Annotated in this window: 26 protein-coding genes, 1 tRNA gene and 1 pseudogene; 22 read left to right on the plus strand and 6 right to left on the minus strand. The window is 71.4% G+C overall.

Going from position 1 to position 25639, the window contains the following annotated elements:
- Window positions 1–2: 2 nt before the first annotated feature.
- The 11 genes from RV983_RS21935 to RV983_RS21985 all read left to right on the plus strand — a co-directional run bounded on the left by RV983_RS21935 (window position 3) and on the right by RV983_RS21985 (window position 10230).
- Window positions 3–188, plus strand: coding sequence for an excalibur calcium-binding domain-containing protein (locus RV983_RS21935; RefSeq protein ID WP_475990416.1), 186 nt, complete (start codon window positions 3–5; stop codon window positions 186–188).
- 115 nt (window positions 189–303) lie between these two features.
- Entirely contained in the window at window positions 304–945 is a 642-nt protein-coding gene (locus RV983_RS21940; protein WP_475987448.1) for a SurA N-terminal domain-containing protein, read from the plus strand.
- 29 nt (window positions 946–974) lie between these two features.
- Entirely contained in the window at window positions 975–1961 is a 987-nt protein-coding gene (locus tag RV983_RS21945; RefSeq protein ID WP_475987449.1) for a nucleoside triphosphate pyrophosphohydrolase, read from the plus strand.
- 861 nt (window positions 1962–2822) lie between these two features.
- Entirely contained in the window at window positions 2823–3299 is a 477-nt protein-coding gene (locus tag RV983_RS21950; protein ID WP_475987450.1) for a DUF6479 family protein, read from the plus strand.
- Window positions 3300–3333: 34 nt separating this feature from the next.
- Complete coding sequence (locus tag RV983_RS21955) at window positions 3334–4035, plus strand: endonuclease V (protein ID WP_475987451.1); 702 nt, start codon at window positions 3334–3336, stop codon at window positions 4033–4035.
- A gap of 4 nt (window positions 4036–4039) precedes the next feature.
- Window positions 4040–5296 (plus strand): cytochrome P450 family protein, encoded by a 1257-nt coding sequence (locus tag RV983_RS21960; RefSeq protein WP_475987452.1) that lies wholly within the window; start codon window positions 4040–4042, stop codon window positions 5294–5296.
- A 116-nt stretch (window positions 5297–5412) separates the two neighbouring features.
- Window positions 5413–6462: a transglycosylase family protein gene (locus RV983_RS21965; RefSeq protein WP_475987453.1), complete on the plus strand. Its 1050-nt coding sequence runs from the start codon at window positions 5413–5415 to the stop codon at window positions 6460–6462.
- Between the two features lie 246 nt (window positions 6463–6708).
- Window positions 6709–7989 carry a phosphopyruvate hydratase gene (eno, locus tag RV983_RS21970; protein WP_475987454.1) on the plus strand — a complete coding sequence of 427 codons (1281 nt, stop codon included), beginning with the start codon at window positions 6709–6711 and terminating at the stop codon, window positions 7987–7989.
- 113 nt (window positions 7990–8102) lie between these two features.
- The gene (locus RV983_RS21975; RefSeq protein ID WP_475987455.1) at window positions 8103–8618 is read left to right on the plus strand and encodes an FtsB family cell division protein; all 516 of its coding nucleotides are present in this window, start codon (window positions 8103–8105) and stop codon (window positions 8616–8618) included.
- Window positions 8619–8635: 17 nt separating this feature from the next.
- Complete coding sequence (locus RV983_RS21980; protein ID WP_475987456.1) at window positions 8636–9262, plus strand: DUF501 domain-containing protein; 627 nt, start codon at window positions 8636–8638, stop codon at window positions 9260–9262.
- Window positions 9259–10230: a Ppx/GppA phosphatase family protein gene (locus RV983_RS21985; protein WP_475987457.1), complete on the plus strand. Its 972-nt coding sequence runs from the start codon at window positions 9259–9261 to the stop codon at window positions 10228–10230. The genes RV983_RS21980 and RV983_RS21985 overlap by 4 nt, the downstream gene beginning before the upstream one ends.
- 73 nt (window positions 10231–10303) lie before the next feature.
- Here the strand turns inward: RV983_RS21985 and RV983_RS21990 are convergent, their stop codons facing one another.
- Window positions 10304–10492 carry a hypothetical protein gene (locus RV983_RS21990; RefSeq protein WP_475987458.1) on the minus strand — a complete coding sequence of 63 codons (189 nt, stop codon included), beginning with the start codon at window positions 10490–10492 and terminating at the stop codon, window positions 10304–10306.
- A gap of 390 nt (window positions 10493–10882) precedes the next feature.
- On the opposite strand from RV983_RS21990, the gene RV983_RS21995 reads away from it, so the two are divergent.
- The 3 genes from RV983_RS21995 (at window position 10883) to RV983_RS22005 (ending at window position 12191) form a co-directional block, all read left to right on the plus strand.
- A complete protein-coding gene (locus RV983_RS21995; protein ID WP_475987459.1) occupies window positions 10883–11143 on the plus strand; it encodes a GntR family transcriptional regulator in 261 nt (86 codons plus the stop codon).
- Window positions 11144–11195: 52 nt separating this feature from the next.
- Window positions 11196–11585 (plus strand): hypothetical protein, encoded by a 390-nt coding sequence (locus RV983_RS22000; protein ID WP_475987460.1) that lies wholly within the window; start codon window positions 11196–11198, stop codon window positions 11583–11585.
- A gap of 192 nt (window positions 11586–11777) precedes the next feature.
- Window positions 11778–12191: an RDD family protein gene (locus tag RV983_RS22005; RefSeq protein WP_475987461.1), complete on the plus strand. Its 414-nt coding sequence runs from the start codon at window positions 11778–11780 to the stop codon at window positions 12189–12191.
- Between the two features lie 98 nt (window positions 12192–12289).
- Here the strand turns inward: RV983_RS22005 and RV983_RS22010 are convergent, their stop codons facing one another.
- From RV983_RS22010 to RV983_RS22020, 3 genes are all read right to left on the minus strand, one after another.
- On the minus strand, window positions 12290–12571 hold the full coding sequence (locus RV983_RS22010) for a hypothetical protein (RefSeq protein ID WP_475987462.1): 282 nt from the start codon (window positions 12569–12571) through the stop codon (window positions 12290–12292).
- Window positions 12568–12798: a hypothetical protein gene (locus tag RV983_RS22015; RefSeq protein WP_475987463.1), complete on the minus strand. Its 231-nt coding sequence runs from the start codon at window positions 12796–12798 to the stop codon at window positions 12568–12570. Before RV983_RS22015 ends, RV983_RS22010 begins: the two co-directional genes overlap by 4 nt.
- Before the next feature lie 84 nt (window positions 12799–12882).
- A complete protein-coding gene (locus tag RV983_RS22020; protein WP_475987464.1) occupies window positions 12883–13050 on the minus strand; it encodes a hypothetical protein in 168 nt (55 codons plus the stop codon).
- Window positions 13051–13650: 600 nt separating this feature from the next.
- On the opposite strand from RV983_RS22020, the pseudogene RV983_RS22025 reads away from it, so the two are divergent.
- The 4 genes and pseudogenes from RV983_RS22025 to RV983_RS22040 form a co-directional block, all read left to right on the plus strand.
- Window positions 13651–14154, plus strand: a pseudogene (locus RV983_RS22025) (recombinase family protein); the annotation flags it as partial.
- Between the two features lie 139 nt (window positions 14155–14293).
- Window positions 14294–15142, plus strand: coding sequence for a recombinase zinc ribbon domain-containing protein (locus tag RV983_RS22030; RefSeq protein WP_475987465.1), 849 nt, complete (start codon window positions 14294–14296; stop codon window positions 15140–15142).
- Window positions 15143–15507: 365 nt separating this feature from the next.
- On the plus strand, window positions 15508–16881 hold the full coding sequence (locus RV983_RS22035; protein WP_475987466.1) for an NAD(P)/FAD-dependent oxidoreductase: 1374 nt from the start codon (window positions 15508–15510) through the stop codon (window positions 16879–16881).
- A gap of 217 nt (window positions 16882–17098) precedes the next feature.
- Window positions 17099–18424 (plus strand): class I SAM-dependent methyltransferase, encoded by a 1326-nt coding sequence (locus tag RV983_RS22040; protein WP_475987467.1) that lies wholly within the window; start codon window positions 17099–17101, stop codon window positions 18422–18424.
- Between the two features lie 66 nt (window positions 18425–18490).
- On the opposite strand, the gene RV983_RS22045 is transcribed toward RV983_RS22040, so the two are convergent.
- Both RV983_RS22045 and RV983_RS22050 read right to left on the minus strand, forming a co-directional pair.
- Entirely contained in the window at window positions 18491–20992 is a 2502-nt protein-coding gene (locus RV983_RS22045) for an ABC transporter permease (RefSeq protein ID WP_475987468.1), read from the minus strand.
- A 50-nt stretch (window positions 20993–21042) separates the two neighbouring features.
- A complete protein-coding gene (locus tag RV983_RS22050; protein ID WP_475987469.1) occupies window positions 21043–21813 on the minus strand; it encodes an ABC transporter ATP-binding protein in 771 nt (256 codons plus the stop codon).
- Between the two features lie 366 nt (window positions 21814–22179).
- Here RV983_RS22050 and RV983_RS22055 point away from each other — a divergent pair.
- The 4 genes from RV983_RS22055 to RV983_RS22070 all read left to right on the plus strand — a co-directional run bounded on the left by RV983_RS22055 (window position 22180) and on the right by RV983_RS22070 (window position 25514).
- Window positions 22180–22265: transfer RNA gene (locus RV983_RS22055), tRNA-Leu, on the plus strand.
- Between the two features lie 196 nt (window positions 22266–22461).
- Window positions 22462–22605, plus strand: coding sequence for a hypothetical protein (locus tag RV983_RS22060; protein WP_475987470.1), 144 nt, complete (start codon window positions 22462–22464; stop codon window positions 22603–22605).
- Between the two features lie 264 nt (window positions 22606–22869).
- Window positions 22870–23565 (plus strand): type 1 glutamine amidotransferase domain-containing protein, encoded by a 696-nt coding sequence (locus RV983_RS22065; protein WP_475987471.1) that lies wholly within the window; start codon window positions 22870–22872, stop codon window positions 23563–23565.
- A gap of 260 nt (window positions 23566–23825) precedes the next feature.
- Entirely contained in the window at window positions 23826–25514 is a 1689-nt protein-coding gene (locus RV983_RS22070; RefSeq protein WP_475987472.1) for an LCP family protein, read from the plus strand.
- Window positions 25515–25639 lie beyond the last annotated feature (125 nt).

The following is a 25639-nucleotide window of genomic DNA, read 5'->3' on the forward strand; positions in this document are numbered from 1 at the left end:
ACGTGCCCGGCGCGGCACCCTCCGCCAAGGACGACGGCAAGGGCGGTGACAAGCCCGGCTCCGGCGCCACCACGTACGCCAACTGCGCCGCGGCCCGGAAGGCGGGCGCCGCCCCGCTCCATCGCGGCGACCCCGGCTACTCGCGCGACCTGGACCGGGACGGCGACGGAGTCGCCTGCGACACCTGACCGGCCCCGGGATCGTTTGTGCAGAGTGCTGGATATTGCGGGTCCCCGCTCCATATCCTCGATCATGCATCTGCCAGATCGTGCACCGTCGCCCGATCCCTTGCCGGGAGGCAAAATGCTCCGCCGCAGGACTGCGCTCTCCGCCCTCGCCACCGCCGCCGTGCTGTTCGCCGCGCCACTGCTGACCTCCTGCGGAACACCGCACGCCGGTGCCGCGGCCGTCGTCGGGGGTCGGCAGATCACCGTGAACACGGTGCAGGCGAGGGTCGCGGCGGTGCGCGCCGCCCAGGAGAAGTCGCCGCAGGCCGACCAGCTCATCGAGGCCAGCAGCGACCTCCAGCGCAACACCGTGCACAGCCTCGTCCAGGCCCGGGTCATCGAGCGCGCCGCCAAGGACGCCGGTGTCTCCGTCACCCCGCGCGAGGTGCAGCAGGCCCGCCGCGCCGCCGAAATGCAGGCCGGCGGCAAGGAGCAGCTGGAGGCGCAGGTCCTCCAGACGTACGCGATGATCCCCGCCGACATCGACGAGAGCATCCGCACCGACCTGCTCATGCAAAAGGTCGCCGCCCACCACGGCGCGGACGTGCAGACCCCGGACGGCCAGGCCGCCCTGCTCACGGTGCTGCGCCGCACCGCCGACCGGCTCGACATCGACGTGAACCCGCGCTACGGCAAGTGGAACGCGCAGAAGCTCACCCTCGACACCACCAAGGACCCGTGGCTGACCGAGGTGAGCGCCACCAAGGCCGGTGCCTGAGCGAGGCCCGGGCGAGGTAGTTTCGTCGGGTGGACCACTTGGATGACTCCGCCCGCCCGGGCCGCCTGGTACTGCTGACCACCACCCACCGTGTCGCCCCCGGCCTGCTGTCCTGGCCCGCGTGGGAGCTGCTGCGCGGTGCCGACCGGGTCGTCTGCCCCGACCCCGGGCACCCGCAGCTGCCCTACCTGCGCGAGGCCGGCGTCACCGTGGAGCACGCGGCGCCCACCGGCCGTGACCTGGTCGACCTCACCGGGGACGGCCGCACGGTGGTCTACCTCGCCGGCGGCGAGGGCGACGCGGCCGTCACCGACGAACTGGCCCGGCTCGGCGGCTCGGGCCGGGTGGACATGCCCGACCTGGAACTGCTCCCCGGCTCGTACGACCTGCCGGGCGCCCGGCTGCTCGACCTGGTCCAGGTGATGGACCGGATCCGCCGCGAATGCCCCTGGAGCAGCGTGCAGACCAGCGAGGAGCTGGTGAAGTACGGCATCGAGGAGATCTACGAACTCGTCGAGGCGGCCGAGGAGGGCGACCGGGACGCGCTGCGCGAGGAACTCGGCGACGTGCTGCTGCAGGTGGTCTTCCACGCGCGGATCGCGCAGGACGACCCCGAGGAGCCGTTCTCCATCGACGACGTCGCCGCGACCATCGTCGACAAGCTCATCCACCGCCACCCGCACGTCTTCGGTGACGAGACCGCCGAGACGCCGGAGGAGGTCCAGGCCCACTGGCTGCGGATGAAGGAGCAGGAGAAGCAGCGCACGTCGGTCACGGAGGGCGTCCCGCTCGGCCAGCCCGCCCTGGCGCTGGCGGCCAAGCTCGGCGCCCGCGCGGACCGGGCGGGCCTCGGGGTCCCGGTGCCGGACGCGGATGCCGCGGACACCGGTGACCGGCTGCTGGCGCTGGCGCTGGCCGCGCAGGCGGCGGGCATCGACCCGGAGTCGGCCCTGCGGGGCGCTGCGCGCCGCTACCGGGATGCGATTGTCGCGGCGGAGCGCTCCCGGACCGCGTGAGTTTTTTCCCCGCCCTCCCGCCCGTGTGCCCCAGGAAGTCACGCACCCCGGCGCCGGTTTTGGTGGGTGCCGGGTTCGGGGCCTCCGGGGCTGGGCATTCTGGACAGCACATTTAGGCGCCTCGGGTGCCTGCGTTGAGTACTCCGGGTTGTGCACCCACATATGCTCCAGTGTCCAGAACGCCCACCCTCCCCCAACCTTCGGCCGGGGGTGCCCCCAACACCCCCGCCCCTCGGTGAGTTGTCGCGCCTGATCCCCGGTGGGGGGTGTGGAGCCGGGCCGGGGTGGTCGCGGTTGCCTGGACGCGGCCCCGCGGTGGCGGTCGGGGCGTGCAGCCGGCTGTGAGCCCATGGGGTCGCCTGGTGCTCCCTCCCGCCGTGCGTGCGGCGACGGACGCCCGATGGGGGGGTATGGCGCCGGTCCGGGGTGGTCGCGGCTGCCTGAATGCGGACCCGCGGTGGCGGTCGGGGCGTGCAGCCGGCCGTGAGCCCATGGGGTTGCCGTCCCCTTCCGCCGTGTGTGCGGCGTCGGTCCGGGGTGGCCGCGGTTGCCTGGATACGGCTCCGCAGCCGGCTGTGAGCCCATGGGGTTGCCCGGCGCCCCCTCCCGCTGTGTGCCGACACCGGATGCCCGGTGGGGCGGCCATCGTGGGCGCGAGCGCAGTCGGGTTGCGGGAATGATCGCCCAGCGACGTCGACCCCCGACGCTGCGAAGGATGCTGTGGCCCAGCGCGGTGGCGGCCCCGGGGCGGTGGTGGTGCAGCCCCGGAGGCCCCGGACCCGGTCCAGCCCCGCACACGCGCCGGGGCGCCGTGACTGCGCAGGGCGCGCGGGTGGGCGTGATTCGGGGCGAATGGGGTAAATGGGTGACATGCGAGCACTGGAGCAAATCCAGCTGGCCGTGCCGCACGACTATCTCGTCGGCATCGCCCCGCTGGTAGTGGGCATATTCCTCGTCGGGCTGCTGATCGGCGCCGTGTCGATCGGCCTGTACGCCCGGTCCAAGGAGCCGCCTCCCGAGCAGCGGCCACAGCCCCGCGGCGGGGCGTGGCACACGCGGCAGGAGTACGGCCGCGAGACCCCGGCCGACCACGGCCCCGGTCACCAGGACGGGGAGCGGCACCCCCTGACCGAGTGGCGCGATTACGACGAGTGGCCGCAGGACGGCATCCGTCACCTTCCGCACTCCCTCAAGGGCTTCGGCAACTGGGGTTCCCACGGGGTCGCCACCCCGCCGGAGGGCGTGTCCGCCCCGAGGGCCCACGCCGGCCGGAACCGCACCTCCGGGCCGGACCGCGGCAACGGCAACGGCAAGGACGAGCGGGGCAGACAGCCCTGACCAGGACCGGCCGCGGGGCCGTAGTCTCCCGGCCATGCACATAGACGTCCCCCACGCGTGGCCGAGCGACGAGGCCGGGGCCCTGGCCCTTCAGGACCGGCTCCGGCCGCTGGCCGACCACCGCGGGCCCGGCCCGCAGCGGCCGCGGTACGTCGCGGGGCTGGACGTCGCGTACGGCGGGGGCCACGGTGCCGCGGACGACATCGTGGCCGCCGCCGTCGTCGTGGTCGACGCGGCCACGCTCGCCCCGGTCGACCAGGCCACCGCGACGGCCCGGGCCGGTTTTCCGTACGTGCCGGGGCTCTTCGCCTTCCGGGAGCTTCCCGTGCTGATCGAGGCCCTGCGGGGCCTGACGGTCACGCCCGACCTGCTGCTCTGCGACGGCCAGGGGCTGGCGCACCCGCGCCGCTTCGGCCTGGCCTGCCACCTCGGGGTGATCACCGGGCTGCCGGCGGCCGGGGTGGCGAAGACCCCGTTCGTCGGCACGTACGACGCGGCGGCGCTCGGCGGGGAGCGCGGGGCCTCGGCGCCGCTGGTCGACGCGGGCGAGACGGTGGGCCGGGCGCTGCGCACCCGGAGCGGGGTCCGCCCGGTGTACGTGTCGACCGGCCACGCCATCGACCTGGACACCGCGTGCCGCCATGTCCTCGCCCTCTCCCCCTCCTACCGCATCCCGGAGACGACCCGGCTGGCCGACCGGCTCAGCCGCGAGCGGCTAACGTCATGGGGTGCATGACAGCGTGACCCCTGAACCCCCCGGCCCGTCGACCGCCCCCGAGCTGTTCACCTGGCAGTTCGCCACCGATCCGTACCCCGCGTACGCCTGGCTGCGCGAGCACTCACCGGTGCACCGCACCACGCTCCCCAGCGGTGTGGACGCCTGGCTGGTGACCCGGTACGCGGACGCCCGGCAGGCGCTGGCCGATCCGCGGCTCAGCAAGAACCCGGTCCATCACTCCGAACGGGCCCACGCGAGGGGGAAGATCGGCATTCCCGGCGAGCGCAGCGCCGACCTGATGACGCACCTGCTCAACATCGACCCGCCGGACCACACCCGGCTGCGCCGCCTGGTCTCCAAGGCCTTCACCCCGCGCCGCGTCGCCGAGTTCGCCCCGCGGGTGCAGGAGCTGACCGACCGGCTCATCGACGGCTTCGCCGCCAAGGGGGAGGCCGATCTCATCCATGAGTTCGCCTTCCCGCTGCCCATCTACGCGATCTGCGACCTGCTCGGCGTCCCCGCCGAGGACCAGGACGACTTCCGTGACTGGGCCGGGATGATGATCCGGCACGGCGGCGGCCCGCGCGGCGGCGTCGCACGGTCGGTGAAGAAAATGCGCGCTTATCTGCTGGAGCTGATCCACCGCAAACGCGCGGACCTCGGCGACGACCTGATCTCCGGTCTGATCCGGGCCAGTGACCACGGCGAGCACCTCACCGAGAACGAGGCCGCCGCGATGGCGTTCATCCTGCTCTTCGCGGGGTTCGAGACCACCGTCAACCTCATCGGCAACGGTATGTACACGCTGCTGCGCAACCCCGGCCCGCGCCGGCGGCTGCAGGACGCACTGGTGCGTGACGAGCGCGAACTGCTCGGCACGGCGGTGGAGGAACTCCTGCGCTACGACGGGCCGGTGGAGCTGGCGACCTGGCGGTTCGCGAAGGAACCGCTCACCGTGGGCGGCCAGGGGATCGCGACCGGAGACCCCGTCCTGGTGGTGCTCGCCGCCGCCGACCGCGACCCCGCGCGCTTCAACGAGCCGGATACCCTGGACCTTTCGCGCCGTGACAACCAGCACCTCGGCTACGGTCACGGCATCCACTACTGCCTGGGTGCGCCACTGGCCCGGCTCGAGGCGCAGTCCGCGCTCGCGACGCTGCTGACCCGGCTGCCCGACCTGCGGCTCGCCGCCGATCCCGCCGAGCTGCGCTGGCGCGGCGGCCTCATCATGCGAGGTTTGCGCACTCTGCCCGTCTCCTTCGCACCGGAACGTGACTGACTGAGCGTCATGGCGTGATCTTCACGTGATCTGCGAGACATCGACTTGTGATGCGTGGGCCAAGGCCACTACGGTCAGGCGCCATCGCGATATTCGAATGTGAAAGGCGATAGTGCATGCTGAAGTCCGGGAACGGCCGACACCGCAAGCCGCGTCAGGCCCCGACCGCCATGATCGCGGTCGCGGCGACCGGGGCGGGCCTCACGCTCCCCCTCTTCGCAGCGAGCGGCGCGAGCGCCGCGGACGCCGGCACCAGCTGGAACGCCGTCGCCTCGTGCGAGAGCGGCGGGCTGTGGAGCTCCAACACGGGCAACGGGTTCTACGGCGGCCTGCAGATCACCGAGGAGACCTGGCAGCAGTACGGCGGCACGGCCTACGCTGAGCGCCCCGACCTCGCCAGCCGCAATGAGCAGATAACCGTCGCGGAGAAGATCCTCGGCGTGCTCGGCCCCGAGGCATGGTCCGGCTGTGCCGACCAGGCAGGGCTGGGCGAGGTGCTGCAGAACCTCCTCGGCGGCTCCGGCGACAACGACGACGACAACGGAACCGGTAACGGCGACGGCACGGACTCCGGGACGGGCACCGGCACGGACCACGGCGGCGACCAGGGCACCACCAGCGGCTCCGCCGACGGCAAGGGCTCCGGAACCGGTACGGACTCCGGCACGGACGAGTCCACCGGATCCTCCGGCGGCGGCGACGACTCCACCGGCGTCCCGGACGCCACCGCCACGCCCGACCCGGACGTCTCCACGGGCACGGCCGGCAAGATCCCGGGCAAGCACCGCAAGCCCGAGGCCGGCGTCACCTCCCAGGTGCCCGGCGGCTCGACGGACACCGGCAGCGGCACGTCCGGCCGGACCACGGCGCCGTCCCAGGTCGTCGAGGGCGAGGCCGCCTGGGGCAGCATCACCCGTGGCGCCACCCGCGGCGCGGACGACCGCTCGGACCGCGGCACGGACCGTGACGCGGCGAAGGACACCTCGGCCAAGACCACCGGCGGCGACCGCTACGTGGTGCAGGAGGGCGACTCGCTGTGCGGGATCGCCATGGAGCAGGGCCTGCCGGGCGGATGGCGCGGACTGTACGCGGCCAACAAGGACGTCATCGGTGAGGACCCGGACCAGATCGTGGCCGGCGAGTCCCTGGAGCTCGGCCGACGCTGACCCGGTGCCGGACGTCGCGGGCGCCCCGCGGGGCGGCCCGCGCGCCGGACCGGATACGGCCCGGCACGGGCCCGTGCGCGCACGGCCGTGTCGTGCCGGTCGGCGGGCGCCCGTCCCCGATCGTTCTTCTCGGTGCCCCTTTCCGTTTCCGGTCCGGTGCGGACTTCCCCGGAGCGTGCCCGGCCGGGGCTTTTCGGGTCGGTTAGGCTCATGCCCGAAACGAAGAGACATCAGAAGGAGACTCACGTGCCGTCGATCGACGTCGTCGTAGCCCGGGAAATCCTCGACTCGCGAGGCAACCCCACCGTGGAGGTCGAGGTCGGCCTCGACGACGGCAGCACGGGCCGTGCAGCCGTGCCCTCCGGAGCGTCCACCGGAGCGTTCGAGGCCCTTGAGCTCCGTGACGGTGACAAGAGCCGTTACCAGGGCAAGGGTGTGGAGAAGGCGGTGCTCGCCGTCATCGAGCAGATCGGCCCGGAGCTGGTCGGCTACGACGCCACCGAGCAGCGGCTGATCGACCAGGCGATGTTCGACCTGGACGCCACCCCGGACAAGTCCTCCCTCGGCGCCAACGCCATCCTCGGTGTCTCGCTGGCCGTCGCGCACGCCGCGTCCGAGGCTTCCGACCTCCCGCTCTTCCGCTACCTCGGTGGCCCGAACGCCCACGTGCTGCCGGTCCCGATGATGAACATCCTGAACGGCGGCTCGCACGCCGACTCCAACGTGGACATCCAGGAGTTCATGATCGCCCCGATCGGCGCGGAGTCCTTCTCCGAGGCCCTGCGCTGGGGCGCCGAGGTCTACCACACCCTCAAGGGGGTCCTGAAGGAGCGCGGCCTGTCCACCGGCCTCGGCGACGAGGGCGGCTTCGCCCCCGACCTGCCGAGCAACCGCGACGCCCTCGACCTGATCGTCGAGGCCATCAAGAAGGCCGGCTACCAGCCGGGCCAGGACATCGCGCTGGCGCTCGACGTGGCCGCCACCGAGTTCTACAAGGACGGCAGTTACTCCTTCGAGGGCAAGTCCCTCTCGGCGGCCGAGATGACCGCGTACTACGCCGAGCTGGTCGCGGCGTACCCGCTGATCTCCATCGAGGACCCGCTGAACGAGGAGGACTGGGACGGCTGGAAGACCATCACCGACGAGCTCGGTGAGAAGGTCCAGCTCGTCGGCGACGACCTGTTCGTCACCAACCCCGAGCGCCTGCAGCGCGGCATCGACAACGGCACCGCCAACGCCCTGCTGGTCAAGGTCAACCAGATCGGCTCGCTGACCGAGACGCTGGACGCGGTCGAGCTGGCGCAGCGCAACGGCTACAAGTGCATGATGTCGCACCGCTCCGGCGAGACCGAGGACGTCACCATCGCCGACCTGGCCGTCGCCACCAACTGCGGCCAGATCAAGACCGGCGCCCCCGCCCGCAGCGAGCGCGTCGCGAAGTACAACCAGCTCCTGCGCATCGAGGAGATCCTCGACGACGCGGCCGTGTACGCCGGCCGCTCGGCGTTCCCGCGCTTCAAGGGCTGACGCCTCGCCGCTGCCGCCCGCCGCGCCCGCGGCGGGCGGCAGCGGTTCACGGTCACCGGTTCACCGGTCCTCCCGAGGCAACGACGAACGCGAACCCCCCACCGGAGGTGCACGTGCCGGATCGCTTCTCCACCGCGACGCGCATCCGTGCCCTCGGGGCACAGGCGCAGGCCCGGGTCTACCGTGCGACCGGCCGCCCGCGGCGGCCCTCGCTGCCGCGCGGGCGCAACCGGCTGACCGGGCGGGCCGCGCTGCTCGCCCTCGTCGTGTGCGGGCTGGTGGTCGCCCTCGCCTACCCCACGCGCCAGTACGTGGCGCAGCGCTCGCAGATCGCCGACCAGCGCAAGCAGGCCGAACAGGCCCGCAAGCGGGTCGAGGAACTGCGGGAGGAGAAGGCGCGCTGGCAGGATCCCGAGTACGTCAAGGCGCAGGCCCGCGCCCGGCTCCACTACATCCTGCCCGGAGAGACGGCGTATACGGTGGTAAGGCCCTCCGGAGCTCCCGCACGGGGTGACGACGCCGCCGGCCCGCGCCGCGGCGACAGCGACAACGCCGCCCGCCGCCCCTGGTACGCCAACCTGTGGGACGGCGTCGACCACGCCGACGCCGCCGCCCCCGCACACCGCTGAAAGAGACACACGCAGGCATGGAAACGCCCCCGCCGCCCACCGAGCACGCCCCGCCGACGGAGCGCGATGTCGCCGCCATCGGGGAGCAGTTGGGCCGCGTCCCGCGCGGTCTGCGGGCCGTCGCGCACCGCTGCCCCTGCGGCAACCCGGACGTCGTCGAGACGGCCCCGCGACTGGAGGACGGCACGCCGTTCCCGACGCTGTACTACCTGACCTGCCCGCGCGCCGCGTCCGCGATCGGCACCCTGGAGGCCGAGGGGGTCATGAAGGACATGACCGCCCGGCTCGCCGAGGACGAGGATCTCGCCGCCGGCTACCGGGCCGCGCACGAGGACTACCTCGCCCGCCGCGACGCGATCGAGGTGCTCCAGGGCTTCCCCAGCGCGGGCGGCATGCCCGACCGGGTCAAGTGCCTGCACGTGCTGGTCGGCCACTCCCTCGCGGCCGGCCCCGGGGTCAACCCGCTCGGCGACGAGGCCATCGCGCTGCTGCCGGAGTGGTGGCGCAAGGGGCCGTGTGCGAACCCGGCGGGTCCGCCGTGCGGAGACGGATGGCGGACGGAGACCTCGGAGTCGGGCTGGTTCGCCACCAAGCCTGTCGAGGGCACCGATGACAGCACTGACGCGAAGGAGGACGGCGAGTGACCCGCGTCGCCGCCGTCGACTGCGGCACCAACTCGATCCGCCTGCTGGTCGCCGACGCGGACCCCGCGACCGGTGCCATCAAGGACCTGGACCGCCGGATGACCATCGTCCGGCTGGGCCAGGGCGTGGACCGCACCGGCCGGCTCGCCCCCGAGGCGCTGGAGCGCACCTTCGCGGCCTGCCGCGTGTACGCCGGCGTCATCGGCGAACTGGGCGCCGACGCGGTCCGCTTCGTGGCCACCTCCGCCTCCCGCGACGCCTCCAACCGCGAGGACTTCGTGCGCGGCGTGGTGGACATCCTCGGTGTGGAGCCCGAGGTGATCAGCGGTGACCAGGAAGCCGAGTTCTCCTTCACCGGCGCCACCCGGGAACTGGCCGGCCGCGCCGACCTGGCGCGCCCCTTCCTCGTCACCGACATCGGCGGCGGTTCGACGGAGTTCGTCGTCGGCGACACCGCGGTCGCCGCCGCCCGCTCGGTCGACATCGGCTGCGTGCGGATGACCGAGCGGCACCTGGTGCACGACGGCGTCGTGACCGACCCGCCGACCCCCGAGGCGATCGCCGCGATGACGCGGGACATCGACGCCGCGCTGGACCTGGCCGAGAGCACCGTGCCGCTGCGCGAGGCGCGCACGCTCGTCGGGCTCGCCGGTTCGGTGACCTCCGTCGCCGCGATCGCGCTGGGCCTGCCCGCGTACGACCCGGTGGCGATCCACCGCGCCCGCATCCCGGTGGAGCAGGTGCGCGAGGTCACCGCCCGGCTGCTGGCGGCCACGCACGCCGAGCGCGCGGCGATCCCGGTGCTGCATCCGGGGCGGGTCGACGTGATCGGCGCGGGGGCGCTCGTGCTGCTGCGGATCATGGAGCGGACGGGTGCTGCGGAGGTCGTGGTGAGCGAGCACGACATCCTCGACGGCATCGCCTACAAAGTGGCAGAGGACTACGAGCGGGACCACCCCAAGGGCTGACCTGCGATAACGCACAGAACAGGGCCCCCGCCGGATCGGCAACCGGCGGGGGCCCTTCATCTGCGGTGCGGCGCTACAGGCTGTACCTGCGCACGTCCGGACCCTTGCGCTTGTTGCAGATGCGGACGTCAGCACAGACCAGGACGCGGCCACCCGGACCGGACCCGGTCTCGATCAGGTGAACGACGCCGTCGTTCGTGTGGTGCTCGCACCGGGCGCACGTGCCCGTGTCCCGGATCGGCTGGTCGTCGATGATCGTCACTGCGCCACCCCTCGTGCCTCGCGCCAGATGTGGAGCAGGTCGGCGCCGACGCGACAGTCGTCGGCGTGGCACGCAGCGCACCCGTGTGCGTGGTCGATGTAGTCCCGGTATGCAGCCTGAACGCCACCCTCGGCGACCGCCAGGAGGCGAGGCATCCGCGGTCGTTCGTCTATGGCAGTGACGGCCGTTGTCTTACGCTGTGGCATGTCGACCCCTTCAAAGGCTCGGTCGGCCAGCCCCCGGACCGTTCGCGCGGTCGCGGGGGTCTTTTCGTCAGCCAGGGTACGCGGAACTACGTATCTCTGCACCCCTATACGCATCACTACGTACCTCCGCGGTGCGCCGCGCTGCCCAGAAGCGCCCCGCGGCGGCATGCGTGACCATGCGGACATGAGCGACGATTCACACGACGTCACGTACGAGTACGTGCGGATTGCCGACGTCATCGCGGCCGACATCGCGGCCGGGACGATCCCTGTCGGTGCCCGCCTGCCTGGCGAACAGGAGATGGCGGATATGCACGGCGTGAGCGTCAGTACATCCCGACGTGTCCGCCGCGAGCTGACACGCCGCGGACTCGTCCGAGCGTTGCCTGCGAAAGGCACGTACGTCATCCGTATGGAGCGCAACGACGTCGCACCCCCGGAGTAGTCACCCGGTCGGCGACTGGTCGAGCGGGGCGGCGCCGCCTACAGTCGAACATGTGAGCGGGTTGCCCCCGGACGTCGAGCGGCTACGGGTGATCCGCATGTATTTGCAGCTCCAGCTCGACGCGGTCGACGCGCGCATCGCGCAGGCCGAGCAGGGCGCGGCGCGGTCGAGGTCGGCGCGCCTGGCGCGGCCGACGGTGGCGCGGCCCCTGGCGGCGCGGTCGGCGGCGACGCCCGCGCGGCGCGAGGCGCCAGTCGCCCGTGGTGCCCGGTGGCGGTTGCAGAGCATCCCTGATCCGAGCGGCGACGGCACGGGGCGCGGTGTGCTGCACCGGGCCGACTGCACGGTGCCGGGCGGCGGATGGCTGAGCCGTCAGGAATTCGAGATCGCCCTCGACATGCCCGATGTCATCCGGTGCGGCCGGTGCCAGCCCGAGGAGTGACGCCCCCAATACGCCAAAGGCGCCCCGGGCGGCGACACAGTACGAAGAACCCTTACCTTACGTTTGCACTTTCAACAGCGGACTCTCCGCTCGATCAAGGGGGCCGGTAAGGGTATGTTCGGACAACTGGCGGCCGGAAACGATCTCGTCCCACCTACTCTCGCCTCGGGTCCGGGAGCCCCTGCAAGCTTGATGCAGCGCTCAGCGGCTATTGTTATCGATCTTGCGATCGCCGTACCCGTCATCCTTGTACCTCTGCTGGCCTTCGACAGGATCGTCCTTGCCGGGGTCGGAGATGAGGGCGACCGCATCTGGCAGCTGGTTGCCGTCCTGTGGGTCGCGGCTTTCTTGCTGACGTACTCGCCCCTGAGTACGTACCGCTGGGGCCGTACGTTCGGGAAGCGAGTCGTGGGGCTGAAGGTGGTCAGAGTCGGAAGCGACAGCCGGATTAGTTACTGGCGGGCGTTGATACGTCACCTCGCCAACGTAGGGATCGGGCTCGTCCCAGTGATCCTCATCGCGAGCATCTCCTCGATCAGCACGAATGCGCAGCGACAGGGGATGCACGATCGGCTCGCCCGCAGCGCAGTAGTGCGTACCCGTTGAATCACACCCAAGCCTCGGTGGGACTGAGATGACGCCTGCGTACGCCAAAGGCGCCCCCCGTACGGCCATGTGCGGCCGTACGGGAGGCGTTCGTGGTGCTAGCTGAGGAACTGGACGACGTAGCCTGCGGCGGTCCCCAGAACGGCGGCGGCGCCCGATGCGGCCCATACGCGGCGCTCGATGGCGGCGAGGCGGGCCTCGACGGCGTCGATGTCGTCGCGCTGGTCGGCGAGGGCCTGGTCGGTCTGCCCGGCGCGCTGGACGAGCAGGGCGAGTGAGCCCTTGATCTCGGCGAGGCCGGTGCCGAGCTCGCCGCGGATGGTGGCGAGCTCGAATGCGACCGACACGGGGTCGTCGGGCGGGAGGGTCGGCGGGGTCACTCGGCGTCGGTCCCGTCGACCAGGCCGAGGCCGACGCGGTCGAGCAGGGCCTCGACGGCGGGCAGGGCCATCACGCGGGCGAGGCCACCGGCGACGGCGAGGGCGCCGGCGACGTACGGCAGGGATGCGGGGACGCCGGACGCGTCGACGATCGCGGGCAGGGCGACGGCGAGGCCGACGGCGCCCTGTATGACGGTGCGGATGGTGCGGCGGGCGGCGGTGCTCATGGCGGGGCCTCCGGGGTGCGGGGGGATGGGTGGGGCGGCCCGCCCGGCGCGGTGCCGGGCGGGCGAGGGGGCGGGGCGGTGTGGCTACTTGCCGTAGGCGAGGCGGTGCAGTGGCGCCCAACCCTTCGGGCCGATGGCGGGGTCGGACTTCACGCCCTTGGCGCGGTACTGCGGGTTGGCGTTGTGGAAGCGGACGACACCGGCCTGCGTCTGGGGGCCGTAGTTCGGCGACTCCTTGATGCTCTTGGGCATGTATCCGGCGGCCTTGAGCGCGCGCTGTAGGGCGACGGCGGACGGCTTCGCCTTGTTGGGGGCGAGTCCCTTTGGGAACGCGGGCGGGGTGTAGGTCTTCCCGCCGTTGCCGTGGTCGTCGTCCTACGTCCTGGTGGTCGTCGACGTTCGCCCACGCGCGGAACGCGGCCGGGGACAGGTACGCGAGGTTGCAGTCGACACGGTCGGCGCCGGCCGGGTCGGAAGTGAACTGCCAGATGAGCGGCGACTTACCCGACGGCTTGGGCTTGGCGGCCTTCTCGGCCTCGGCCCACGTGTCGACCTTCGTCCCGGGGTACGCGGGGTACCACAGGGAGACACCGGCGGGCAGGTGGCCGTGCGCGATGTCGTCGCCGCTGGTGTAGACGATGACGCGCTGCCCGGGGAACGCTTTCTCGACCAGGTCGACCCATCGGGCGGCCCATGCGGCGATCTGCGCGTGCGTGCGGCCGGCGTAGTTGCGGCCGTCGCTGTACCGCTCTAGGTCGAGGGCGTGCACGAATCCGCGGCCCGCGTGCGCCTTGACGGCGGCGATGGATCGAAGATCTTGACGCCACCGGGCGCAACTTCAAACGCAAGATCATGGGGGGCATCGAGCGCGTCGAGGCTGGCGTCGCCCGCGGCATCGCCGTGTGGAAGTACAGCCGCTTCGGCCGCAACGACCTGGGCATCGCCGTCAACCTCGCCCGGCTGGAGAACGTCGGCGGGCAGCTCGAATCGGCGACCGAGGAAATCGACGCCCGCACAGCGGTCGGGCGCTTCAACCGCGCGATCTTGTTCGACCTCGCGGTTTTCGAGTCCGACCGCGCCGGCGAGCAGTGGAAGGAGACGCACGAACATCGCCTCGGCCTGCTGCTGCCCTCGGCCGGTCGCCCGCGCTTCGGCTACATCTGGCACCCGCGACGCCTGCCCGACGCGACCGCGCCGGGCGGATTCCGACTGCAAGAGGAGTGGTACGAGCCTCACCCGGAGCAGGCGGCGGCCCTCGCCGAGTGCTACCTCGCGTACATCAACGGCACCGGCTTCATCGAGCTCGCCCGCACGCTCAACGACGCGGGATTCACCACCACCCGCGGCAAGGTGTGGCGGCACGACACGCTGCTGCGCTACATGGACAGCGGCTTTCCCGCCGGCCTGCTCCAAGTGCGCGACAACTGCAAGTGCCCGGCACGGCAAGAAGTCGTCGTGCCGCCACTGGCGACGGTTCCGAGGCGCCCACGAGCCCGTGATTCACACCGGCCTCGACCGCGACGCCGACGAACTGTGGGAGGAGTACCAGGAACGGCGCGCATCCATAGCCAAGATGCCGCCGCGGGCCCGCGTCGCGACTTACGACCTGACGGGGCTTGTGCGGTGCGTCCGGTGCCAGGGGTCGATGACCGGACACCAGAGCAGGGGAGGCGGTATCTACTGGCGGTGCGCGAAAGCGGACGCCGGCGGCGACTGCAAGGGCGCCACTGCCACCTATGCCGACCTGCTCGGCATCGTCGACGACTTCCTGCACGACGTCGCCGACGGCATCGACCGCGCGCAGGGCGCCCCGATCACCGCGCCGACCCTGCGGGCCGGGCCCGACCCAGCCGAGGCCCGCGCACGGCTCACGGCCGACGCGACCCGCTTGCAAGACGCGATCACGCGACTGATCACGGACTACGCGCTGCATCCCGAGCGGTACCCGGCCGACGCTTACGACACGTCAGTCAAGCGACTGGAGGCCGACCGTAACCGCGTGCTGGCCGAGCTCGCGCCGCTGGACAAGGAAGCACAAGATATGAAGGAGCGTCCCACCGTCGGAGACTTCCGGCCCATGGTGGTCGGCGTCCTTCCCGAGTGGCCGACGTTCACGCCGCTGTCCCGCAATCTGATCTTGCGGCAACTGATGCGGCACGTCCTCGTCTCCCCCCGTCCGTCACGCTACGTGACTCAGGCTAGGGTGGTGCCTGTATGGGAGCCGGAAGAGACGCAGTGGATTGGGGCCCCCGATATCGCCCCGAATAGGACGGCCCCCGAGGGCCCGCTCGCGAGTGCCGGTTTGGAGGCATTGCCCGACGGCATCGCCTGGAGCATCGCCTGAGCAGGGCGCTTGTCAGGTGAGCGGGGTCCCTGTGGCGGACCCGACACGCCTGCCGAAGAAGGTTCGTGAATTTCTTCACATGAAACTTCCCGCCGGACGGCCCAAGTGCCTGGGGCAGGGGCCCCCTGGGGCCCCAAAAGCCCTTGGCCGGCCCGTGTTTCACCCGTGTTGCGGGGGCGTTGTGCGGGTCCCCCGGATGCCGATCGCCGCTGGTCGGACCGGGCTCTCAACGCCTGTGGCCTGCACCGGGTTCCCCCGGGCCACTGTGGTCCTGATCACGAAGCGGCGCAGTGTAGCAGAGGGGCCGGGAAACCTTGTGAAGGGGCTCACGAGGTACCCCCCGGGTCGTGGTGAATACTCGAAGCATGAGCACCACGGAGCGTCCCAGGATCCTCGTAGTAGGCGGTGGGTACGTCGGCCTGTACGCGGCCCGGCGCATCCTCAAGAAGATGCGCTATGCGGAGGCGACCGTCACGGTCGTCGACCCGCGTTCGTACATGACGTACCAGCCCTTCCTGCCGGAGGCCGCGGCCGGCAGCATCTCCCCCCGCCATGTCGTGGTGCCGCTGCGCCGCGTGCTGCCCCAGGCGGAGGTTCTGACCGGCCGGGTCACGACCATCGACCAGGACCGCAAGGTCGCGGTCGTCGAACCGCTCGTGGGCGAGGCCTACGAACTGCCCTTCGACTACCTGGTCGTCGCGCTCGGCGCCGTCTCCCGCACCTTCCCGATCCCCGGCCTGGCCGAGAACGGCATCGGCATGAAGGGCGTCGAGGAGGCCATCGGCCTGCGCAACCACGTGCTGGAGCAGCTGGACAAGGCCGCCTCCACGACGGACGAGGACATCCGCCGCAAGGCCCTCACGTTCGTCTTCGTCGGCGGCGGCTTCGCCGGTGCCGAGACCATCGGCGAGGTCGAGGACATGGCCCGCGACGCGGCCAAGTACTACGCGAACGTCAAGCGCGAGGACATGCGCTTCATCCTGGTCGACGCCGCCGACAAGATCCTCCCCGAGGTCGGCCCGGAGCTCGGCACCTGGGGCCTTGAGCACCTGCGCGAGCGCGGTATCGAGGTCTACCTCAGCACGTCGATGAAGTCCTGCGTCGACAAGCACGTGGTGCTCGCCAACGGCCTTGAGGTCGACGCCTCCACCATCGTGTGGACCGCCGGCGTCAAGCCCAACCCGGTCCTGGCCAAGTACGGCCTGCCGCTCGGCCCGCGCGGCCACGTCGACACCGCCCCGACCCTCCAGGTCCAGGGCACCGACTACATCTGGTCCGCCGGCGACAACGCCCAGGTCCCCGATCTGGCTTCCGGCCCCGGCGCCTGGTGCCCGCCCAACGCCCAGCACGCGCTGCGCCAGGCCAAGGTCCTCGGCGACAACGTGGTCTCCGGCATGCGGGGCTTCCCGCAGCAGGAGTACAAGCACGCCAACAAGGGCGCCGTCGCCGGCCTCGGCCTGCACAAGGGTGTCGCCCTGGTCCGCTTCGGCAAGATGAAGCTGAAGTTCAAGGGCCGCCTGGCCTGGTACATGCACCGTGGCTACCACGGCATGGCGGTGCCGACCTTCAACCGCAAGATCCGGGTCCTCGCGGACTGGACGCTGGCGGTGTTCCTCAAGCGCGAGGTCGTCTCGCTCGGCGCCATCGAGAACCCCCGCGAGGAGTTCTACGAGGCCGCCAAGCCGCTGCCGGCCCCCGTGGTCGCGGCCGAGGCTTCCCCGGCCGAGGCGAAGGCCTAGCCGCCGGCGGGCCGAAGGGCTCGTTCACCCGTTACAGCCGAAGGGCGTCCGCCATCCGTGGGGCGGGCGCCCTTCGGCATGCCCGTGTCCTGGCCGTGCGGACTCCAAACGTGAGATGGGTAGGAGTAGAACGACGATCCCGGGAATGTGGTTGTAGCCCACATCTGTTTTCCCTGCGCAATGGACCCGTCTTCATGGAGGCACGGAGGTACGCGCCATGGCCGATACGGCCGGACGACTGACCGCTCTCGCCAAGCAGGCGCTCGGCGTTCCCTTCCCGCTGCGCATCCGCGCGTGGGACGGCAGCGAGACCGGGCCCCCGGACACGCCGACCCTCATCGTCAGGCACCGCAGGGCGCTGCGCCGGATGCTGTTCAAGCCCGGCGAGCTGGGCCTGGTGCGCGCGTGGGTGTCGGGTGAACTCGACATCGACGGCGACCTGTACGACGCGCTGCACCGGCTGTCCGGCGTCGTCTGGGGGCGTCCGCCGGAGGAGGGCGAGCCGGCCTACCGCCGGCTGCTCGCCCGGCTGCGCGACCCGGGGACCGCCCTGATCGCCCGCGAGGTGCTCTCCCTCGCCGGACCCGGACTGCCCCCGCCCCCGCCGCCGGAGGAGGTCCGCCGGCGCGGCGGCGTCCTGCACAGCCCGATCCGCGACCGGCAGGCCATCAGCCACCACTACGACGTCGGCAACGACTTCTATGAGCTCGTGCTCGGCCCGTCCATGGTCTACTCCTGCGCCTACTGGGAGGGGCCGGACGCGACGCTGGAGGGCGCCCAGGAGGCCAAACTCGACCTGATCTGCCGCAAGCTGGACCTGCGGGCCGGACAGCGGCTGCTGGACGTCGGCTGCGGCTGGGGCTCGATGGTGATGCACGCCGCCGAGCGCTACGGGGTGCACGCCACCGGCGTCACCCTCTCCACCGAGCAGGCCGCGTACGCCCGCAAGCGGGTCGCCGAGGCCGGGCTCACCGACCGCGTCGAGATCCGCGTCCAGGACTACCGGGCGGTCAACGACGGCCCCTACGACGCGATTTCGTCGATCGGCATGGCCGAGCACGTGGGCCGCGAGCGCTACCTCCAGTACGCGGGGGTCCTGTACGGGCTGCTGCGGCCCGGCGGGCGGCTGCTCAACCACCAGATCGCCCGCCGCCCGTGGGAGGACGAGGACGCCTACCACGTCGACGAGTTCATCGACCGGTACGTCTTCCCGGACGGCGAACTGGCCGCCGTCGGCTCCACCGTCGCCCGGCTGGAGGACGCGGGCCTGGAGGTCCGCGACGTGGAGGCGATCCGTGAGCACTACGCCCTGACGCTGCGCGAGTGGGTCGTCAACCTGGAGGCGCACTGGGACGAGGCCGTGCGCCTCGCGGGCGCCGGACGGGCAAGGGTCTGGCGGCTGTACATGGCGGCCTCCGCGCTGGCCTTCGAGCACAACCGCATCGGGGTCAACCAGATCCTCGCGGTCCGCACCCGGGAGACGGGCGTCTCCGGGATGCCGCCGACCCGGTCCGCATGGCTGGGTCCCGGCGGCAAGGCGTGACACGGCGGGGCGGGGGCCGCAGCGGCCCCCGCCCCGTGTCCCGTCCCGGCCGGTCCCGACGGCCCGTCACTCGGCCTTGATGGACTCCAGCATGTCCAGCCGGGCCGCCCGGCGGGCCGGCCACAGCGCGGCCAGCACGCCCACCACGGCGGCCAGCGCGAGGAACACCCCGATCCGGTCCCAGGGCAGCACCATCACGTAGCTCGGCAGGCTCGGCCTGATCAGGCCGCCGACGGCCCAGGCGAGGAACACCCCGAGGCCGAGGCCGAGCACCGCGCCGAACAGCGAGATCACCAGCGACTCCAGCCGGATCATCCGCTTGACCGCGGCACGGTCCAGGCCGATCGCCCGCAGCATGCCGATCTCGTGCTTGCGCTCGAAGACCGACATCGCCAGCGTGTTGATCACACCCAGCACGGCGACCAGCACGGCCATCGCGAGCAGTCCGTAGAGGATGTTCAGCATCAGGTCGATCGTGGAGCTGAGCTCGCGGGAGATGGCCGCCTTGTCCTGGACCTTGATCACCGGGTTCTCGCCGAGCGCCTTCACCAGCGCGTCCTCGTTCGCCTGGTCGGCGCCACCGGCCATCCTCACCAGGATGCGCATGTCATCGGCCTTCGGGGTGTGCGGGGTCACCGTGGCGTTGTCCATGATCACGCCGTTGATGAGGTCGCCGCCCTCGAAGACGCCGCCGATCGTCAACCGCCCCTTGGTGCCGTCGTCGTAGCGCACCGGCAGGCTCTGCCCGGCGTGCCAGCCGCGCCGCTCGGCGGTGTCGGAGTCCACGACCATGGAGTCGCCGTGCACCGCGGCCATGGAGCCCCGGCTGAAGTCCATGGTGAGCAACCGCCTGATCTGCGGCGCGTCGACGCCGGTGACCCACTCGTCCTCGCCGCCCAGCTCGGTGTGCGCGTCGCGCACCGCGCTGGAGTCGCTGACGCCGTCGGTGCCGGCGACCTGCTCGGCCACCTCGGGGGAGAGGTTCCGGCCGGTGGCCATGGTGATCTGGTAATCGGCCTTCAGATGGGCGGCCGCCAGCTCGTCCACCGTCGTCTTCACCGAGATGGCCACCACCGTGAGGGTGGTGATCAGGGTGAGACCGATCATCAGGGCGGAGGCGGTGGCGGCGGTGCGCCGCGGGTTGCGCACCGAGTTCTGCCGGGCGAGCTTGCCCGTGACCCCGAAGGGCCGCAGCAGCGGCGCCGCCGCGGCGACCACCGGCCGGGACAGCAACGGGGTGAGGACGAACACCCCGATCAGCTGCAGTCCCGCGCCGCCGCCGAGCACCATGTTGCCGTCGTGCTTCATCCCCGAGCCGGCCAGCACCAGGACGACACCGGCCGCCGACAGCAGCGCGCCGAGCGTGTTGCGCACGAGCAGGCCCTTGACGGTGGCCGGGGCGTGCACGCTGCTCATCGCGGCGACCGGCGGGATCCTGGCGGCGCGGCGGGCCGGCAGCCACGCGGCGAGCATGGTGACGCCCACCCCGACCGCGAGCGCCGCCCCCGCCGTGCCGGGCTGCACGGACAGGGCGCCCTCGGGCAGTTCCGCCCCCGCCGAGCCGAGCACCGCCCGCATGACGGCCGCGATGCCGATGCCCAGCAGGAACCCGGTCGCACCGGCCACCGTGCCCACGACGAGGGCCTCGACCAGCACCGACCGGGTCACCTGCCGGCGGCTGGCGCCGACCGCGCGCAGCAGCGCCAGTTCCTTGGTGCGCTGGGCGACGAGCATGGTGAAGGTGTTGGCGATGATGAAGATGCCGACGAAGAGCGCGATGCCGGCGAAGCTGAGCAGGGTGGTGTTGAAGTTGCTGAGGTCCGAGGCGATCTGCCGGGCCTCGTCGTCCGCCAGCTTCTGCCCGGTGGTCGCGGTGGCGTCCTTGGCGTACCGCGGCAGGAGCTTTTCGATCTCGGTCCTCAGCGTGGCCTGCGCGGTGCCGGGGGCCGCCTTGACGTCGATCTCCTCGTACGTGCCCGGCCTGCCGAAGAGCTTCTGGGCGGTGGCGGTGTCGAAGAGCGTCAGGCTGCCGCCCGCGGCGACGTTGCCGTCGTCGGTGGCGAAGACGCCGGTCACGGTCTGCCGCATCACCGGGCCGTCGATGGACATCCGGACGGTGTCGCCGACGGTGTAGCCCGTCCGCTCGGCGGTCCTGGAGTCCAGCGCGATCTCGGAGGAGGTCCGCGGGGCGCGTCCCTCCCGTATCGGATAGCGGTCCGCACCGGCGTAGTTGCCGCCGCGGGTGGACCAGCCGTCCCCGACCAGCCGGCCCTTCTTGTCGGCGAGCGCGGTGAAGCCGGTGACGGTCGCGGTGGTGGACCCGGCACCGGGCAGGCGGCCGATCTCGTCCACCAGCCGCTGGGGGAGCCGGTGGTCGGGGTCCCCGTAGGTGACGGCGACCGACACATCGGCGTAGCTCCTGGCGGACGCCTTGCGGAGGGCGTCGCCGATGGAGTCGGTGAAGACCAGGGTGCCGGAGACGAAGGACACGCCGAGCATCACGGCGAGCACGGTCATCAGCAGTCTGGCCTTGTGCGCGAGGACGTTGCGCAGGGCGGTACGGAACATGGCAGGAGTGGTCTCTCGGTGGTCTCGGTGGTCGCGGTGGCGTCGGACGGTCAGCTCGTACGGCCCTTGGCGTCGAAGCGCTTCATGCGCTCCAGCACCGTGTCCGCGGTCGGGCCGTGCAACTCGTCGACGATGCGGCCGTCGGCCAGGAAGACGACGCGGTCGGCGTAGGAGGCGGCGACCGGGTCGTGGGTGACCATGACGACCGTCTGGCCGAGCTCCCGCACGGAGTTGCGCAGGAAGCCCAGGATCTCCGCGCCGGAACGGGAGTCGAGGTTGCCGGTCGGCTCGTCCGCGAAGATGATCGCGGGCCGGCTCGCGAGTGCCCGCGCGACCGCGACGCGCTGCTGCTGTCCGCCGGACAGCTGCGACGGCCGGTGCTTGAGGCGGTCGCTCAGGCCCACCGTCTCCACGACCCGGTTCAGCCACTCCTGGTCGGCCTTGCGGCCGGCGATGTCCATCGGCAGCGTGATGTTCTCGGCGGCGGTGAGCGTCGGCAGCAGGTTGAACGCCTGGAAGATGAACCCGATCTTGTCGCGGCGCAACGTGGTGAGCTGTTTGTCCTTCAGCGAGGACAGTTCGGTGTCGCCGATCCGCGCCGAGCCCGCGGAGACAGTGTCCAGCCCCGCCATGCAGTGCATCAGTGTGGACTTGCCCGAGCCCGAGGGGCCCATGATCGCGGTGAACTCGCCGCTGCGGAACTCGACGGAGACCGCGTCGAGCGCGACCACACGGGTCTCGCCCTCGCCGTACACCTTGCTCAGATCGGTGGCCCGCGCGGCCGTGGCCGTGGCATTCGGGGGTGCGGTGGTGGTGGTCACGGCAGGCTGCTCCTGTCGGGAAACGCTGGGGGAGTTCGGACTCCGTCCATCGTTCCGGCGCGAACGGCCGTTGGAATCCGTCCCTGACCTGGTTCCGGGGGCAGTCGCAAGAGGTATCCGGAAACCCCCGGGTCATACCAGGGGATGACGCCCACCCTGAGGCGCCCGTCCTGCGGCGGAACTATTTCGCGTCATATGCAGGGGACGCCGAACGCGGCGGGGACCGCCCCGGGCCTGTGGTTTCGGCATGCGCGACGTGATCTGATGGGTCGTCAGGAAGCAATGGAATCAGACAACATGACGAATGCCGGGCCGCTTCCCACCCACCTTCCCGGATAGGCTCGTGCTGCGCTCTGGCGCCGCCCTGCCCGGATGGTGGAAAGCAGACACGGCGAGCTTAAACCTCGCTGCCCCTTGCGGGCGTACCGGTTCGAGTCCGGTTCCGGGCACCACAACTCCCCGCGGCGCCGACCGGCGAAAACGAGGGGCAAGCGCCGCACCTTCTTCGTGGTGGGAACCCGGGGGGCGGCCGCACATCATCCGCGCCGCGCCGCGCGAGGGATTCGCGCTCCGGGACCGGTGGGCCCGAGGTCTTCGCCGCGTACGCACGCCGTCCGGGGACGCGGCCTCGTACGACCGGATCCACTGGTGGGGAGGGCGTTCCGCCACGAGGACGAGGGCATGATGCGCCCCTTCGTGATCATGCCGCCCGCCGTGCACGACATCCACCACATGATCACGGAGATGAACGGCGGAATGGGCATGCGCGACATGAAGGGCATGAAGATGTAGCCCCGTCCCGGCGCTCCTGCCGCTTCGAGGAGCGGCCCCCGCCGCGACGGTGCGGCGGGGGCCCGCTCATGGCGACGAGGGTCCGGCGGGCTCCGTGGCGCCGCCTTCTGCCGTGGCCAGGATGGGACTTCTTCGCCGCGGGCGCACGCGGGGAGCCACCGTCCGGGTGACGGGGACGGCCGGCGGCTCCCCGCATGCGCCGGTTCCACCGCGTACCTACGCTTTTGGTAGGGATTGCATCGATGAGGCCAGGAGGTGGGCTTGATGGCGACGGTGCTCTTCATCGTGAGCGGTGCGACGTACTGGGTGCTCAAGGACGGCAGCAGGTATGCGACCGGCTACTGGGCCGAAGAGTTCGCGGTGCCGTACAAGAAGGTCACGGAAGCCGGCCACGCGGTGGTCGTGGCGACGCCGGGCGGTGTCGTCGCGAACGTCGACATGATGAGCCTGCGCCCCTCGATGGCGGGTGGCGAGGACGGCGCCCTGGAACTCGAAAAGATCATTCGCTCCGCGGAGGTGATGCGGCGGCCGCTGGCGCTGGCGAACGTCCGGCTCGAGGACTACGACGCGGTGTACCTGCCGGGCGGCCACGGCCCGATGGCGGACCTGGCGTGGGACGCCGACGTCGGACGGCTGCTGACGGCGCAACTCGCCTCCGGCAAGCCGCTCTTCATCGTGTGCCATGCGCCCGCCTCGTTGCTGGCCACCCGCATCCACGGTGAATCGCCCTTCAAGGGCTACCGGGTCACCGGCTTCACCAACGAGGAGGAGGAAGCCGTCGGACTGGCCCCCCGGGCCCCGTGGCTGCTGGAGACGGACCTCAAGGAGAAGGTCGGCGTGGACTACAGCCGCGGCCCGATCTGGGAGCCCTACATGGTCGAGGACCGCAACCTGGTGACCGGCCAGAATCCCCACTCCGCCGGGGTGCTGGCCGACCGGCTCCTGGAAGTCCTCACATGACATCCTCCCCGGCCGGAAGGCCCCGGCATCCTGCGGGGCACCAGGTGAGCTGACCCGGCGGGACGGCCGGTCGGTCCAGGATGTGCCCATCGATGCCCGTAAATGCGCCTCGGGAATCGCAAGTTGAACGGTCCTGAGCGCAACCATGCGCGTGACTCGTGTGTCTGAACCGATGTCCCGGGGTGTCCGGGCATCGCTACGGACGACGATCAAGCGCCAGGGGGCGGTGCCGCGGGCGCGGACGGAGGGCCCGAACAACCGTGGACACTCAGGACGGCCGACCCATCGACCCCGCGGACCAGTGGGTCCTCGACCCGCAGACCGGTACCTACCGGCTGCGGCTGGACCCCGGGGACTCCCCGGCAGCCACCGTGCCGCCGCAGGGCGGGCACAGGGCGCGCCGCGAGGAACAGCGCTCCGCAGCGGCCCCGGCCGCGGCGCCCGGCGGCCGTCGCCGCGCCGGGGCGAGACCGTCCCGGAAGGCCAAGCGGCCCACGAGGCGCAGGGTTTTGATGTGGACCGCGGGCACGCTCGGTTTCGTGCTGCTCGCGGGCAGTGGCGGCGCGTACCTCCTGTACCGGCACTTCGACCGCAACATCTCCACCGTCGACGTCGGCACGGCGGGCAACAAGAACGCCACCAGCCACGACGCGGTGAACATCCTGGTCATCGGAACCGACAGCCGGGTCGGCCTCGGGGGGAAGTACGGGGACGACGACAACGTCGGCCACGCCGACACCACGCTCCTCTTCCACGTGGCGAAGGACCGGTCGAACGCGACCGTCATGAGCATCCCGCGCGACATGGTCGTCGGCATCCCCGACTGCCCCACCAAGCAGAAGGACGGCTCCACCAAGACGATCCCCGCCACGGCCCAGGCCAAGTTCTCTCCGCGCTTCAACGAGAGCCTCGGCCAGGAGGGCCGCGACCCGGGCTGCACGATGCGGACCGTCACCGAGATCACCGGCCTGCCGATCGACCACTTCATGATGGTCAATTTCGAGGCCGTGAAGACCCTGTCCACGGCCGTGGGCGGAGTCCCGGTCTGCCTCACCCACGCCATCAACGACACGGACTCCAAGGGCGAGGGCTCGCACCTGAAGCTGAGCGCGGGACCGCACAGGGTCCAGGGCGAGCAGGCCCTCCAGTTCGTCAGGACCCGCCACGCGCTGAAGAACGGCAGCGACCTGGACCGCATCCAGCTCCAGCAGCAGTTCCTGGGTTCGATGATCCGTGAGATGAAGTCCGGCGACACGCTCACGGACCCGACGAAGCTCTTCAAACTGGCCAACGCCGCGACCAAGGCACTCACCGTGGACACGGGCATCGGCAGCGTCTCGAAGCTCACCGGCCTCGCCAAGGACCTGAGCAAGGTCGACCCCAAGCACATCACCTTCACGACGCTGCCGGTCAAGGACAACCCGTACGAGATCGGGTTCCACGCGACGGTCATGGTCGACGAGACCAGGGCACCCCAGGTCTTCTCGGCGATCAAGGGCGACGTCTCGCTGTCCGGCGGGACGAAGAAGAAGCCCACGGCCGCCGACGCCAAGCTCAAGGGCCCCAAGGCCGGCCCGACGCAGGTCCGGGTCGAGGTCTACAACGGGGGCGGCCCGCAGGGCGCGGCGCAGACGACGCTGGAGTGGCTCCAGAACACCAAGGGCGTCAGCCACTCCACCAACGGCGGCAACGCGCCCGCCGGGAAGCAGGCCCGTACGACCCTGGTCTACGGGCCCGACCAGGCCGCCCAGGCCCGGGCCCTGGCCGCGATGATGGGCCTGCCCGCCTCGGCGCTGCGTCCGGGCGCGGACGACGCGGGCCCCGGTGCGAACATGACGCTCACCCTCGGCGCCGACTACCAGGGCGCGGGCGTCCCGCTCGCCGGACCGGACAAGCCCCCGGCCGACATCCAGAAGGCGCAGGCCGACAAGAATGAGTGCGTCGGCTGAGCCCAGGGAGGGTGCGGCGCCGCCGGTCCCGGGAACGGCCGAATACCCGGCACCGGGGGCGTCGTCACCTACCGTGTATCGCCACACAACCGGACGAATAATCCCAGGGTGATGCATGGTGACAG

This window comes from Streptomyces sp. RLA123, assembly GCF_056270165.1.